At 57.4% G+C, this 13,419-nt stretch carries 10 protein-coding genes and 3 pseudogenes; 3 read left to right on the plus strand and 10 right to left on the minus strand.

The genetic code is table 11. The features are described 5' to 3' along the window. Positions 1-11: 11 nt before the first annotated feature. Both kdpA and kdpF read right to left on the minus strand, forming a co-directional pair. A complete protein-coding gene (kdpA, locus tag RHM58_RS32875) occupies positions 12-1,706 on the minus strand; it encodes a potassium-transporting ATPase subunit KdpA (protein WP_201205559.1) in 1,695 nt (564 codons plus the stop codon). An 8-nt stretch (positions 1,707-1,714) separates the two neighbouring features. Continuing rightward, positions 1,715-1,804, minus strand: a complete 90-nt coding sequence (kdpF, locus tag RHM58_RS32880; RefSeq protein ID WP_007899818.1) for a K(+)-transporting ATPase subunit F — start codon at positions 1,802-1,804, stop codon at positions 1,715-1,717. Between the two features lie 403 nt (positions 1,805-2,207). Here kdpF and eat point away from each other — a divergent pair, with 403 nt between their 5' ends. Both eat and RHM58_RS32890 read left to right on the plus strand, forming a co-directional pair. Beyond that, positions 2,208-3,572: an ethanolamine permease gene (gene eat, locus RHM58_RS32885; protein WP_201256593.1), complete on the plus strand. Its 1,365-nt coding sequence runs from the start codon at positions 2,208-2,210 to the stop codon at positions 3,570-3,572. A 201-nt stretch (positions 3,573-3,773) separates the two neighbouring features. After that, the gene (locus tag RHM58_RS32890; protein ID WP_123406749.1) at positions 3,774-3,941 is read left to right on the plus strand and encodes a DUF2897 family protein; all 168 of its coding nucleotides are present in this window, start codon (positions 3,774-3,776) and stop codon (positions 3,939-3,941) included. A 196-nt stretch (positions 3,942-4,137) separates the two neighbouring features. On the opposite strand, the gene RHM58_RS32895 is transcribed toward RHM58_RS32890, so the two are convergent. Then, positions 4,138-4,989 (minus strand): urea carboxylase-associated family protein, encoded by an 852-nt coding sequence (locus tag RHM58_RS32895; RefSeq protein WP_322269250.1) that lies wholly within the window; start codon positions 4,987-4,989, stop codon positions 4,138-4,140. Between the two features lie 15 nt (positions 4,990-5,004). Beyond that, a complete protein-coding gene (locus RHM58_RS32900; RefSeq protein WP_322269251.1) occupies positions 5,005-5,658 on the minus strand; it encodes a GntR family transcriptional regulator in 654 nt (217 codons plus the stop codon). Positions 5,659-5,834: 176 nt separating this feature from the next. Between RHM58_RS32900 and RHM58_RS32905 the strand changes: the two genes are divergently transcribed. Then, entirely contained in the window at positions 5,835-6,392 is a 558-nt protein-coding gene (locus RHM58_RS32905) for a TetR/AcrR family transcriptional regulator (protein WP_322269253.1), read from the plus strand. Here RHM58_RS32905 and fabF read toward each other — a convergent pair. From fabF to RHM58_RS32935, 6 genes and pseudogenes are all read right to left on the minus strand, one after another. Continuing rightward, positions 6,389-7,661: pseudogene (fabF, locus tag RHM58_RS32910) on the minus strand (beta-ketoacyl-ACP synthase II). The gene RHM58_RS32905 and the pseudogene fabF overlap by 4 nt on opposite strands. Before the next feature lie 32 nt (positions 7,662-7,693). Further along, entirely contained in the window at positions 7,694-8,488 is a 795-nt protein-coding gene (locus tag RHM58_RS32915) for an SDR family NAD(P)-dependent oxidoreductase (protein WP_322269254.1), read from the minus strand. A gap of 190 nt (positions 8,489-8,678) precedes the next feature. Beyond that, positions 8,679-9,014 carry a ComEA family DNA-binding protein gene (locus RHM58_RS32920; RefSeq protein WP_201256587.1) on the minus strand — a complete coding sequence of 112 codons (336 nt, stop codon included), beginning with the start codon at positions 9,012-9,014 and terminating at the stop codon, positions 8,679-8,681. A gap of 113 nt (positions 9,015-9,127) precedes the next feature. Further along, on the minus strand, positions 9,128-11,122 hold the full coding sequence (locus tag RHM58_RS32925; protein ID WP_322269255.1) for a polysaccharide biosynthesis protein: 1,995 nt from the start codon (positions 11,120-11,122) through the stop codon (positions 9,128-9,130). Between the two features lie 104 nt (positions 11,123-11,226). Next, a pseudogene (locus tag RHM58_RS32930) lies at positions 11,227-12,254 on the minus strand (MraY family glycosyltransferase). Next, positions 12,251-13,221, minus strand: a pseudogene (locus RHM58_RS32935) (UDP-glucose 4-epimerase family protein). The pseudogenes RHM58_RS32930 and RHM58_RS32935 overlap by 4 nt, the downstream one beginning before the upstream one ends. Positions 13,222-13,419: the final 198 nt, after the last annotated feature.

Here is a 13,419-nt window from a genome sequence, read left to right on the forward strand (position 1 = left end):
TCATTGATTCCTTAGAAGCCCATGCTCAAGTGTTCGGCAATCGGACCCAGCGCCAACGTCGGCAAGAAGGTCAGGCCACCCACGAGCAAAATGGTCACAGTCAACAAGGTCACGAACAACGGGCCATGCGTCGGGAAGCTGTTCTGGCCAATCGGTGCGGTTTTCTTCATCGCCAGGCTGCCGGCCAATGCCAGAACCGGGAGGATGTAACCGAAGCGACCGATCAACATGCCAAGACCGAGCATCAGGTTGTGGAACGGGGTGTTGGCACTCAGACCGCCGAATGCCGAACCGTTGTTGGCACTGGCCGAGGTGTAGGCGTACAGCAACTGACTGAAACCATGCGGGCCAGGGTTACTGATGGCACCGGCAGGTCCCGGCAGGCTGGCGGCGATTGCACCCAGCACCAGCACGCCGACCGGCATCACCAGCAAGGTCACGACCAACAATTGCACTTCCTTGGCTTGAAGTTTCTTGCCGAGGTATTCCGGTGTGCGGCCGATCATCAGGCCGGCGAGGAACACCGCGATCAACACGTTCAGCAACATGCCGTAGAGCCCGGCACCGACGCCGCCGAAGATCACTTCGCCGACCATCATGTTGACCAGTGCGACCATGCCGCTCAGCGGGTTAAGGCTGTCATGCATGCCGTTGACCGAACCGTTGGACGCCGCGGTGGTAGTCACCGACCAGAGCACGGTGGCGGTGGTACCGAAGCGCGCTTCCTTGCCTTCCAGCGGTGCGGTCTGTTCGACGGCAGCGTTGGCCAGCGCAGGGTTGGGTTGGTATTCAGCCCACATCGACGTCGCGCCGCCGATCAGGAACAGCGCCAGCATGCAGGCGATGATCGCGCGGCTCTGACGCAGGTCTTTCACGTAATGACCGAAGGTGAACACCAGGGCGACCGGGATCAGGATGATCGAACCCATTTCAAACAGGTTGCTCCACGCGGTCGGGTTTTCGAACGGATGCGCCGAGTTCACGCCGAAGAAGCCACCACCGTTGGTGCCCAGTTGCTTGATCGCAATCTGGCTGGCGGCCGGGCCAAGCGGGATCACTTGATCGACGCCTTGCATGGTCACGGCATTCACGTAGTGCGCGAAGGTTTGTGGCACGCCCTGCCAGACCAGATACAGCGCCAGCAGCAAGCAGATTGGCAGCAGGCCGTAGAGGGTGGCACGGGTCATGTCGACCCAGAAGTTACCCAAGGTCTTGGTGGACTTGCGACCGATACCGCGGCACAGGGCAACCAGCACGGCGAGGCCGGTGGCGGCGCTGACGAAGTTCTGCACGGTGAGGCCGGCCATCTGACTCAGGTAGCTCAAGGACGCTTCACCGCTGTAGGACTGCCAGTTGGTGTTGGTCATGAAGCTGATGGCGGTGTTGAACGCCAGCGTCCACTCTTGACCCGGCAGGTTTTGCGGGTTGAGCGGCAAGTGGTCCTGGAACAACAGGATCGCGAACAACAGCAAGAAGCCCGCAAGGTTGAAGGCGAGCAAGGCCAGGGTGTATTTCTGCCAGCTCTGTTCTGCCTGCGGGTCTACCCCGGCTACGCGATAACAGCCGCGCTCCACCGGGCCAAGGATCGGTGACAGCCAAGTGCGCTGCCCCTCCATCACCTTGTAGTAAAAACGCCCCAGAAACGGTGCCGGAATCAGCACCAGGGCGAAGAAGGCCAGGATCAGCCAATAGTCATAACTGTGCATAGCCGCTCCTAGTTCCGATCCGCGCGCAACAGCGCAACCAACAGATAAATGAACAGCCCCACTGCCAGTAGCAGTGACACCCCGTCCAGAACGCTCATGGAAGTTCTCCGTGTTACGGCGTATTGCCGCGTGTGGAGTCATTGTCCGCAGGGTGGCTGTAAAGGAACGAGACCGAGGGGTGTGACGGGGCATAAAGAAAGCGTAAAGAGTGGCTTTATGCCGGCGTTACAGCGGGGTTGGGGCGGACGCCATCGCGAGCAAGCTCGCTCCCACAGGGATCGGTGTTGTTTGGGCGAACGCATTCCAACTGTGGGAGCGAGCTTGCTCGCGATGGCGGCATAAATGACGACACCGCCCCCAACTGGCGCACAAAAACAGGCCATTGCGCGGCGATCATCCCCGATACGACAGCTTTCACCCCTTTACGACGCACAAATACAAAATGGCACGCCCACTGCAAAGCCCTCCCCCGAGCTTTCCAAACCGTTCAGGGAGCAACGCATGAACACACAACTCAAACCCACGCTGGGCACGCTGCACTTGTGGGGCATCGCCGTCGGGCTGGTGATTTCCGGTGAGTACTTTGGCTGGAGTTACGGCTGGGGCGTGGCCGGGACATTGGGCTTTCTGGTGACTTCCTTTATGGTCGCCACCATGTACACCTGCTTCATCTTCAGCTTCACCGAACTGACCACGGCGATTCCCCATGCCGGCGGTCCCTTTGCCTACAGCCGCCGCGCCTTTGGCGAGAAAGGCGGATTGATCGCCGGGATGGCGACACTGATCGAATTTGTCTTCGCCCCGCCCGCGATCGCCTTGGCGATTGGCGCGTACCTGAATGTGCAGTTTCCAGCGCTTGATCCGAAACACGCAGCCGTCGGCGCCTACATCGTGTTTATGGGCCTGAACATCCTCGGAGTGAAACTGGCGGCGACGTTCGAATTGGTGGTCTGCGTATTGGCCGTGGCCGAACTGCTGGTGTTTATGGGCGTGGTCGCCCCGGCGTTCAGCTTCAGCAACTTTGCCCTTAACGGCTGGGCCGGTTCCGATGTGTTCAGCATGCCGGCGATTGCCGGGATGTTTGCGGCGATCCCGTTTGCGATCTGGTTTTTCCTGGCCATCGAAGGCGCGGCAATGGCGGCCGAAGAAGCCAAGGACCCGAAACGCACGATTCCGAAAGCCTACATCAGCGGTATCCTGACCCTGGTGCTGCTGGCCATGGGCGTGATGTTCTTTGCCGGTGGCGTCGGTGACTGGCGCACCCTGTCGAACATCAACGACCCGCTGCCGCAAGCGATGAAAGCGGTGGTTGGCGAAAGCTCCGGCTGGTTGCACATGCTGGTGTGGATTGGTCTGTTCGGTTTGGTGGCGAGTTTCCACGGGATCATTCTTGGCTACTCGCGGCAGTTCTTTGCCCTTGCTCGGGCCGGTTACTTGCCGAAATCCCTGGCCAAGCTGTCACGCTTCCAAACCCCGCACCGGGCGATTATTGCCGGCGGCCTGATCGGCATCGCAGCGATTTACAGCGACGGCTTGATCAACCTCGGCGGCATGACGCTGACGGCGGCGATGATCACCATCGCGGTGTTCGGCGCGATTGTGATGTACATCATGAGCATGCTCAGCCTGTTCAAACTGCGTAAAACCGAGCCGAACCTGGAACGGACTTTCCGCGCGCCGTGCTATCCGCTGGTGCCGATGATTGCGCTGGTGCTGGCGGTGGTGTGCCTGGTGGCGATGGCCTGGTTCAACGCATTGATCGGGGTGATCTTCCTCGGCTTCATGGCGGTGGGATTCGTGTACTTCATGCTCACCGCACAATTGCGTGCCGATGCGCCAGCAGATGCGATGCTGACCGGGCTCTGACATGCCGAGCCATCCGATCCTAGGGTGGCAACACACCCTTCGGCAGCTCCTACAAGGGTGTTTCGGGCGACCGTGACACCGTGCAGGTGAACGAGGCATAACAGGCATAGAATGGAACCACTGCGATTTTCCATCGCTCAAAGTGGTATGCACGATCGGTTGGCGAAATCCGTCAACCGGCCTGCCCTCAAGGAGAGCCCTATGCCCTGGTATGCCTGGTTGATTCTGGTCGTTGCAATCGGCTCGATCGTTGGTGGTTTGATGATGTTGCGCGACACCGCCACCAAGGTCGATATGACCGAAGAGCAACGTAAACGCGTCGCCGAACGCAATGCGGAAATGGATGCCAAGGAAGCGCAGGACCGCTAAACGAAAAACCCCACTCTTGCAGGTGGGGTTTGCTATTGGTCTCAACACAAATCCCTGTGGCGAGGGAGCTTGCTCGCGCTGCGTCGCGCAGCGGCCCTAAAACCGCCGCCTCCTTTCTTGCAGACATACGCATGCATAGGCCTGACGGCTGCTTCGCAGCCGTACGGGAGCAAGCTCCCTCGCCACAAAAGCACGGCTACTTTTCCCAATCGGCCTTGGCGATATGCAAGCCATGCAGCCCTTTATATGCAGCACGTTCAGGCTGGCTCCAGCCTTCGAGCAACGAATCCTCCAACCGATAAATCTCCACCCCCAACGGGCGACACACGCTCAGCGGATCCTGCGCATCCGGCCCCCACATGGCCAGAGACAGGTCGCCACCCGGGCAGGTCGACAGCGCGCACAACAAATCGATTTCGGCAAAGAACTCCAGGTAGTCGCCCTTCTGCGCCGGGCAGGCCTTCATGAAATACATGTCGTCGTGGTTAAGGCCGGTGCACTGGAAGATATTCAGCACGTCATGCACGTCGAACTCGGTCAGGCCATGGGGCAACACGGCGCGGGTCAGGTTCGAATGGCAGTGATGATGGAAGTCTTCGCCGGTGAGCATTTTGTTCACATACGGATCGCAGCGCGTGCCCAGCAAATCGTGCAGCCGGCCACCGTGCTCGTCGATGCCGTAACCGGCCAGGCTGTCATCGGTGATGGTCACCAGCGGACGCAAAAACGGCAGGTTCGACCAGAGCCGGTCATGGGTGCTGACGTGGGCGCCCTGCAACTGGCGGGTGCGCGCGGCCCACAGACGTTCCCGTGGGTCATGGGCATTCCAGACGTTGAAATCCCCGACCTGCGGGCCGACCGGCGTGGTCACCCGAAACACATGCCCGGCCGGCACATGCCAGGCGCGCCCGGTGCGGATCGGCACTTCGAATTGCTCGATCAGCGTGCGCCCGTCCTTCGCATCGCGGACCCGTTCATAGAACGCCTTGTCAACCTGCAAGGCCGAGCCTTTGCTGACTTGATAGGCCGCCGGATAGTCTTTGTACATGGCACGAATCCTCGATCAGTGATGGGAAACAGGGGTCAGCATCTGCAACAGCAGTTGCTCGGAATCGTCGAGATACAGGCTCATTTCATCCAGAGCCAGCGCTTTGTTACCGTCTGCCAGCAAGTCGTGGATCAAACGGTCGCGGGCCAGCCACGGCGCTTGAAAACGCGATTCATCGGGGGCGCTGCAAAACACCAGGCGCAGTTGGGCGACGACGTTGGTGAAGAACTCGTCGAACAAGGGGCTACGCAACAACCCGACGATGTGTTGATGAAAGGCCAGGCTATGGGTGCCGACCGCGCGCCAGTCTTCACGATCCCGAGCCAGTTCGGTGGCCTCCAGGGCTTCGAGCATCCGGTCCGACTGGTACTCACGCAGCGGTTGGCTGGCGCTGATGGCTTGCAATTCCAGGGTACGGCGCACGTTAAACAGATCCCGCACGTCTTCGACACCGACCCTGCGCACCATCACGCCTTTGTTGCGCACATAGCGCGTCAGCCCTTCCTGCCCCAGACGGTGCAGCGCTTCGCGAATGGTATTGCGCGATGCGTTGTAGGCCGACACCAGATCGTTTTCCACTAGCGCCATGCCCGGCAGCAAGCGACCGCCAATGATGTCGGCGCGCAACTCCCGGGTGATGTGGTCAGCCAGGGACAGTCCGCTGTTCATGCTCATCGCCTCATGATTGTTCAACAATCGTTGACGAGAGAGTAATCATTATTCATGCCAAGTAGCTGGACACCTCTGGACCCAGTCAGACGCATCTGCATGCTTTTTAGAAGTAGAAGTACAGTCACCATTCAACATTCATTGGTTAATATGGCGCATTGTTGTGGAGAATAAAGATGCGTTACTCGCAGGACCATAAAGCCCAGACCCACCAACGCATCATCAAGGAAGCATCAGCACGCTTTCGCCGCGACGGTATCGGTGCGACTGGCTTGCAACCGCTGATGAAAGCGCTGGGCCTTACCCATGGCGGCTTTTACTCACACTTCAAATCCAAGGATGAACTGGTTGAAAAGGCCTTGGTGGCCGCTGGCGAAGAAGTCGAGGGATTGTGCGCCGAGCTGTTCGCGTCGGAGCATCCGCTGGACGCGTTCATCGACACCTATTTGTCCGAATGGCACCAGACATCGCCCCATGAAGGGTGCCCGCTGCCAACCATGTCGTCGGAGCTCGGGCTGCGCGGGCAGCCGAGCCCGACCAGCGATACGGTGCTCAATGCACGACTCGAACAGGTGCAAGGCACCCTTGAAGGCGAAGATGCCGCCGAGCGCAGCATCGTTATCATGTCGACCCTGATTGGCGCACTGCTGCTCTCTCGCAGTGTCGAGAACACCGAGCTGGCTCAGCGGATTCTCGACGTCACTCGCGATCACCTCAAGCAGTCCAAAGACTAGCCCTGCCAGCGCTTGAACAATACGCTGGCATTTACCCCCAAATCCGAAGCCGTTGGACAGCGCGTATTCGATAGGCATCGAACGTGCCTGGCCATGGACGATGTCCACCCCTTGCGCCGCCGGATCCGGGCTATCGAAATTGAGGGTGGCGGGAACGATCTGATCTCGGATAGCCAACAGCGTGAAGATCGCCTCGATCCCGCCGGCCGCACCAAGCAGATGTCCGGTAGCCGACTTGGTCGATGTCACTGCAATCTTGTTATCCGTCCCGAACAACGACTTGATCGCTGCCAACTCACCCAAATCACCGACGGGTGTCGAGGTAGCGTGTGCATTGAGGTGCTGGACCTGCGCCGGCGAAATGCCTGCCTGCGCCAATGCCAACGACATCGCCCGACGCGCTCCGCTGCCATCCTCGGGGCCAGCAGTCAGGTGATAGGCATCAGCGCTGGTGCCGTAGCCGACCAGTTCCGCGATGGGCTGAGCACCACGAGCTAACGCGTGTTCAAGGGATTCGATCACCAGAAGACCGGAGCCCTCCCCCATCACAAAGCCATCGCGACCACTGTCGAACGGCCGCGAGGCGCGCTCCGGAGTCTCGTTGAAGCCGCTGGACAAGGCCCGGGCAGCGGCAAAACCGGCCAAGCTGACGCGATCGATTGCCGCTTCCGCCCCACCGCACACCGCAATATCCGCCTCACCACAACGAATCAGCCGCGCCGCATCACCAATTGCCTGAACACCCGCCGCACAGGCGGTGACCGGTGCGCCCAACGGGCCTTTGAAACCATGCTGGATCGAAACATGGCCAGCCGCGAGATTGACCAGAAACGACGGAATAGTGAACGGCGACAAACGTCGTGGCCCCCGACTGTCAGTGGTGCGCACCGCATCGGCTATCGCGCCAAAACCGCCAACACCCGAGCCGATGATGGTCGCCGTCCGTTCCTGAGCGTTGGCGTCCAGGGCTTGCCAATCGGCTTGCTCCAGCGCCTGGCGTGCGGCCTCCATGGCAAACAGGATGAAGCGATCCATCTTCTTTTGCTCTTTGGGCAGCGTTGCCCGATCCGGGTCGAAACCCGCTTCCGCATCTTCAGCCAGGGTCGGCACAGCGCCACCGACCTTGGCCGGCAAATCGGCAACCACCTCATCCGGCAACGCCCGCAATCCGGAACGTCCGGCCAACAAACGCGCCCAGACCGCCTCGACACCGCTACCCAGCGGCGACACCAGGCCCATTCCTGTTACAACCACTCGACGATCATTCATACCGCATTCACCTCAAGCCGATACATGGCGCCTCACTTATAGCGTGCGGCGGCTTTGTCTCGGGACAAGTTCGGCGCCATCACATGACGGGCCGCAACAAAGGCTTCCCATTCGCTGGCCTGTGGCAAGGAAGGAATGGTGATCAACTCACCCTGGTCCAGACCAGCCAAGGCAGCGTCGACCATTTCCCCTGCGTCCATGACCATTTCCGCCGGTATGCCACTGGCGTCGATACCGGAACGCTCCCAGATTTCGGTGCGTGTTACCCCAGGCAACACCGCTTGAACCTGGACCCCGGTGCCATTGAGTTCAGTGTTCAATGACTGAGTCAGACTCAGAACATACGCCTTGCTGGCGCTGTAAGTCGCGTTGAACCGCTCAGGGAACAAGGCGACTACCGACGCGATATTGATGATCGTCCCTCGCCCAGCCTTGGTAAAACTAGCGGCTGCGGCCGAGGCCAATCGTGTAACCGTGGTGACGTTGAGCTGAATCAGGCGCTCCAGTTGCTCCATATCGGCGTTGGCCAACAAACCATCGGCCGCGACGCCGGCGTTGTTGAGCAACAGGCTGATACTGGAATCACTGCGCAGGCGTTGCTCGAGTTTGAGCACTTCATCCTTTTGCGTCAGGTCTGCCTTGAGCACTTCGACCTTGATTCCATACTCTGAACGCAGCTTGCTCGCCGCCGCCTCCAGCCGCTGCTCGTCGCGTGCCACCAACAACAAATCAAAACCACGGGCCGCCAAACGCTCGGCGTAAACCGCCCCGATGCCCGAAGAGGCGCCGGTAACAAGGGCCGTGCCTTGAGACTGGACTGAATTCATGACTGTGCTCCTGAGGAATGCTTGAGGAAGACGAGCGCCAGTGCGCTTCGGCAATTTATTATAGGCATAATCAAAACACCATATGATAGTCGTAATTTTTTAAATCCCGACGAAAGGGAGCACATCGACGCTTTCGCCAGAATGCAAAAAGGCCGGTCAATGACCGGCCTCTTGGCGTTGATCTACAAGCTTAGTTCACTTGGAGCTTTTCACGATTCCTGTCCAGAATCGCCTTGCCGATCCCTTTCACTTCCAGCAACTCGTCCACGGATGCAAACGGCCCGTTTGTCTCACGATACGCAACAATCGCCTTGGCCTTGGCTTCACCGACGCCGGCCAGTTCGCGCTGCAGTGTCGGGGCATCCGCACCGTTCAGATCAATTTTTTCGCCCTGCGCCTTGGCGGCAACGTCCAGCACCATCGGTGCATTGACAGCCTCAGGCTTGGCCGCGGGTGCCGCGATCGCCGCGATAGAAGCGCTGGTAAGCAGTGCAAAAACCAAGGAGGAGAAATAGCCTGTACGCATAAGTGAAGCTCCATGACATCGATTGAGAAAAGCAGCTTTTCCGAAGCTGCTCCCCAAATTTAGGCGATGTGATGAAGCTGTCAAAAGTGTGTACGTTACAGGATGTGAAACAATCAGGGTTCGAGACGACGTTCCTGATAAATCCAGTCGACGATCTCGCCATCCGGGTTGTAGCCGCTGACGGTGTCGCGCAGGAGTTGACGGACGCGGGAGTAATCGTCTTGCTCAACGGCGTTAAGCAAATCCGTCAAACGCCCCTTGAGCACGTCCCATGGCAGGTGATCTTCATTGGCGCTCATAATCATCGGATGCTGAGTCGCCACGACGTTGTCACCGATCAGCAATTCTTCGTAGAGTTTTTCGCCCGGCCGCAACCCTGTGAACTCGATGGAGATGTCGCCTTGAAGATTTTTATCAGAACGAATACTCAAGCCGGACAAGTGAATCATCTTCTCCGCGAGCTCGACAATTTTTACCGGTTCGCCCATGTCCAACACGAAAACATCACCACCCTGCCCCATGGAACCGGCCTGGATCACCAGTTGTGCGGATTCGGGGATGGTCATGAAGTAGCGAGTAATTTTCGGGTGCGTGACGGTCAATGGGCCACCCGATTTGATCTGGCTGTGGAACAGCGGAATCACTGAACCGGAAGAGCCCAGTACATTGCCAAAGCGCACCATGGTAAATCGGGTCTTGTTCACGCGCGACACATTGGCCTTGTCGCCGAACAACACGGGAGCAATTTCGCGGCTGAGAGCTTGAAGGGTCAACTCGGCGAGACGCTTGGTACTGCCCATGACATTAGTCGGACGTACAGCTTTGTCGGTAGAGATCAATACGAAATTGGCAACACCCGACTGTAAAGCAGCCTGAGCCGTGTTGAGTGTACCGATGACGTTATTGAGCACTCCTTCGGCGATATTGTGCTCGACCATGGGCACATGCTTGTAAGCCGCGGCATGGTAGACCGTGTCTACGCGCCAAGTCTTCATCACATCCAGGAGTTTATCCTTATGGCGGATAGAGCCCAGGATCGGCAACAACTTGACCGATACTGACTCGCGACAGCCACGCTGTTCCAACTCCGAAATAATGCTGTAGAGATTGAACTCACTGTGCTCAAACAGCAAAAGCGTGGTCGGACCCAGCGAGAATATCTGTCGGCAAAGCTCAGAACCGATCGACCCGCCCGCACCAGTCACCATGACAGTCTTGCCCTTGATACAACGAGCGAGCAGATCAGGTTGCGCGGGTACGGAGTCGCGGCCCAGCAAGTCCGCGATATCGACTTCCTGAATATCCTCGACCTTCACCCGCCCACTGGCGAGGTCGGTGAAGTTGGGAACACTGCGAATGTGAAGCGGAAAACCTTCCAGCAGATTGAGAATTTCCCTGCGACGTGCACGAGTAGATGATGGCAGGGCCAAGAGGATTTCCTGGGCGCCCGTAACATCGATCATCTGTTGAATGTGTTTTGGTTTATAGACCTGGAGGCCGGAAATAGAGCGGTCCGCGATACTCGCGTCGTCGTCGATAAATGCCACAGGGCGCATCACTCGGCCCATGCGAAGTGCCGCCACCAGCTGATTGCCAGCGACGCCTGCGCCATAGATAGCAACCTTGGTCAAGCCATCGTCCCGATTGGTGAACGGTACGTGCTGCGCAGCGGTGAACCAATCACCCATGAAGTATTGGCGCATGCACAGGCGCAGACCGCCGATGATCACCATGCTCAACCACCAGTAGTTGAAGATGATGGAGCGTGGGACGACGGCCTGGTGATTGCTGTACCAATAGACGACAACCGCCAGGATCAGCGATGACAGGCTAACCGCCTTGACGATTGCGATCAGGGCATCGTTACCGAAATAACGCATGACCGCGCGGTACATGCCGAAACGTATGAAGAGCGGGATAGCGACAATTGGGGCACAGGCAAAAAGCCACAGATGGGCTTTGAGCGGATTGTACATATCGTCTATGCCAAGGCGGACAATGAACGCCAACCACAGGGCAAGCCACACCAATACCGTGTCGGTGGCCACCTGAATCAACCTTTTGCGCCGCCGGGGAAGCCCCAGCAGATACGCTCTGACCTTATCCATAAATCCGCCCACCACTCAGTACTCTCTCTTAAACAGCCTACATCGTTCGGCTAAGCCTTCCGGTACAGGAATAGCACTGTAATCCCAAACGACAAGAGTTTCCGTCAGTTCTTTGACGAATTACCCTCAAGCTGGCCTGCCTGATACCTCATTGCCAACAAAATCAGCGGTACATAAGCCAGCACCAATGCCCAGGCGCCGTCCAGATTGTAGAAAACAACGCAAAACGCTATTGGCAGCAACCAAAATATATTGATCAAGCCCACCGACAAGGTAACGGTCAGATGCTTGCCAAATCGACGCGATGCGAACTGATAAGCATGGCTGCGATGTGCTTCGTAAATTTTATCTCCCCGCACCAAACGGCGTAGCAGAGTGAACGTCGCATCGACGATAAAAACGCCAAGAAGTATCAACCAGCCCCAGAAAAGACCGAAGGAAACCCAGGCAGCCTGGAGCGATAACACGCCGATCACCACACCCAGAAAACCACTCCCGGCATCGCCCATGAAGATTTTTGCCGGAGGAAAATTCCAGCAGAGGAACCCTGCGACACACGCAGCCAGCAGAACCGGAGCCCCAATCTTATCCGGCGCACTGCTTACCCAATAAAGTAGACAGCCCCCAAGGCAAACTGTTACCGCTTCAACGCCGGCGATGCCATCAATGCCGTCCATGAAATTGTAAAGATTGAGCATCCAGACCAGATAAATCACCGCGAGTAGATGTCCGAACCAACCCAACTCCACGCTGACACCAAACAGACTGATAGCCGGCAGCCCTCCAAGCCAGTAAGCCCCCCAGATCGCCGCCAGAAAATGCGCCAGCAATCGCCACCGCGCGGCGATGTGCCCATGATCATCCAGAAAACCGATAATAGCGGTCAGTGCTCCGGCGCCTGCCAGCGCAAAAAAACCGTTTGGTCTATCACGCCCCCCGAATAGAGAACCACGAGTGCCACGAGAAAGGTCAGTACGATCGCGACTCCGCCACCACGCGGCGTGGGTACCGAATGGGAGCTGCGGCCGTTGGGGATATCCAGCAGACTTCGAGACAGGGCGTAACGGCGTAGAATGGCAGTCAGCACATAGGAAATGCCGGCTAGCGCCGGAATGAGCCACCAGTAGTTCATGATTTGCGGGATTCCAAAAATGGCTGCACGGCAGCACTTAATCCCCTATCAAGAGTGACGGGGGGGTCCATCCCAAGAGGCGTTCGTTCTTGCTTATATCAACCTGAAGAGAACCAAAGAGTCTTTGGGCCATAGCGCCTTTACCGACAAGTCTTGCCATGAAACTCATCAACCCGATCGGCAACGGAAGCAAGATGGCACGCTTGTTTAGAACAGTGGCAATTTTACGCAACAACTCTGTAGTGGAAACGTCTTCACCATCACTGGCCAAAAAGGTTTGATTCGCAGCGGATGGATGCTCGAAGCAAGTGACAATAAGGTCAATAAGGTTGTCCAGACTCACCAAGCTACGCTTATTGTTTACTGCACCGAATGGCAATGGGACACCTCGGTTCAGCCAGCGAATCATACTGAGAAAATTAGCCTTCACACCCGGACCGTAAACCAGCACTGGACGAATTATCACAATCTCCATGTGAGTGTTCGCGGCCAAACTACGCAGCCCTGACTCTGCTTCAAGTTTGGAAATACCGTAAGGGTCCACCGGAGCCGGCGTGTCATCAGCTGTAAATGCAGTTCCAGGTTTAGAGAGTTCCCCGTTAACCTTGATTGAGCTGATGTAAATAAAACGCTTTACGCCCGCCTCTGCAGCTTGTCGAGCGAGATTCAACGTGGCGTCAACGTTAACGAATCGAAACTCCGCCAGGGGATCGGCCGCTTCCTCATTCATGACATGCACTCGCGCAGCAGCATGAACAATGACATCGACGTCGGTTAATGCCTCTTGCCAATTATTGGAAGGCGTCAACTCCCCGAGTGTAACCGTGCGTATTGATTGAGGGAGATCCGTGCGAGCACTTCTCAGCGAGGTGATCAAGGAGTACTCACCTGAGCATGCCAGATAACGCAACAAAGCGGCTGCCAAAAAACCCGAGCCACCAGTCACAAGTATGGTTCTAGGAATCATCTATCTTGCTCTGACAACGCAACATGAAAACTTATTGCAGCGAAACCACGCGTCACCGTTGAAACGACCCATAATGCTTAGTTACCTCCGAAACACGAAAACCGGCACCCGTAAAATCATCAAATAACAAAAATCAAAGTGACTCGGAACGCGACTCAAAAAATAATATATGCGGTCCTGATGCAAATTAAACTCGTC

Origin of the sequence: Pseudomonas sp. 10S4 (assembly GCF_034344865.1) — a bacterium.
Taxonomy (GTDB): Bacteria; Pseudomonadota; Gammaproteobacteria; order Pseudomonadales; family Pseudomonadaceae; genus Aquipseudomonas.

Excerpts from the sequence above, each read along its gene's own strand:
- kdpA (WP_201205559.1), bottom strand. The coding sequence starts at position 1,706 with ATGCACAGTTATGACTATTGGCTGATCCTGGCCTTCTTCGCCCTGGTG.
- kdpF (WP_007899818.1), bottom strand. The coding sequence starts at position 1,804 with ATGAGCGTTCTGGACGGGGTGTCACTGCTACTGGCAGTGGGGCTGTTC.
- eat (WP_201256593.1), top strand. The coding sequence starts at position 2,208 with ATGAACACACAACTCAAACCCACGCTGGGCACGCTGCACTTGTGGGGC.
- RHM58_RS32890 (WP_123406749.1), top strand. The coding sequence starts at position 3,774 with ATGCCCTGGTATGCCTGGTTGATTCTGGTCGTTGCAATCGGCTCGATC.
- RHM58_RS32895 (WP_322269250.1), bottom strand. The coding sequence starts at position 4,989 with ATGTACAAAGACTATCCGGCGGCCTATCAAGTCAGCAAAGGCTCGGCC.
- RHM58_RS32900 (WP_322269251.1), bottom strand. The coding sequence starts at position 5,658 with ATGAACAGCGGACTGTCCCTGGCTGACCACATCACCCGGGAGTTGCGC.
- RHM58_RS32905 (WP_322269253.1), top strand. The coding sequence starts at position 5,835 with ATGCGTTACTCGCAGGACCATAAAGCCCAGACCCACCAACGCATCATC.
- RHM58_RS32915 (WP_322269254.1), bottom strand. The coding sequence starts at position 8,488 with ATGAATTCAGTCCAGTCTCAAGGCACGGCCCTTGTTACCGGCGCCTCT.
- RHM58_RS32920 (WP_201256587.1), bottom strand. The coding sequence starts at position 9,014 with ATGCGTACAGGCTATTTCTCCTCCTTGGTTTTTGCACTGCTTACCAGC.
- RHM58_RS32925 (WP_322269255.1), bottom strand. The coding sequence starts at position 11,122 with ATGGATAAGGTCAGAGCGTATCTGCTGGGGCTTCCCCGGCGGCGCAAA.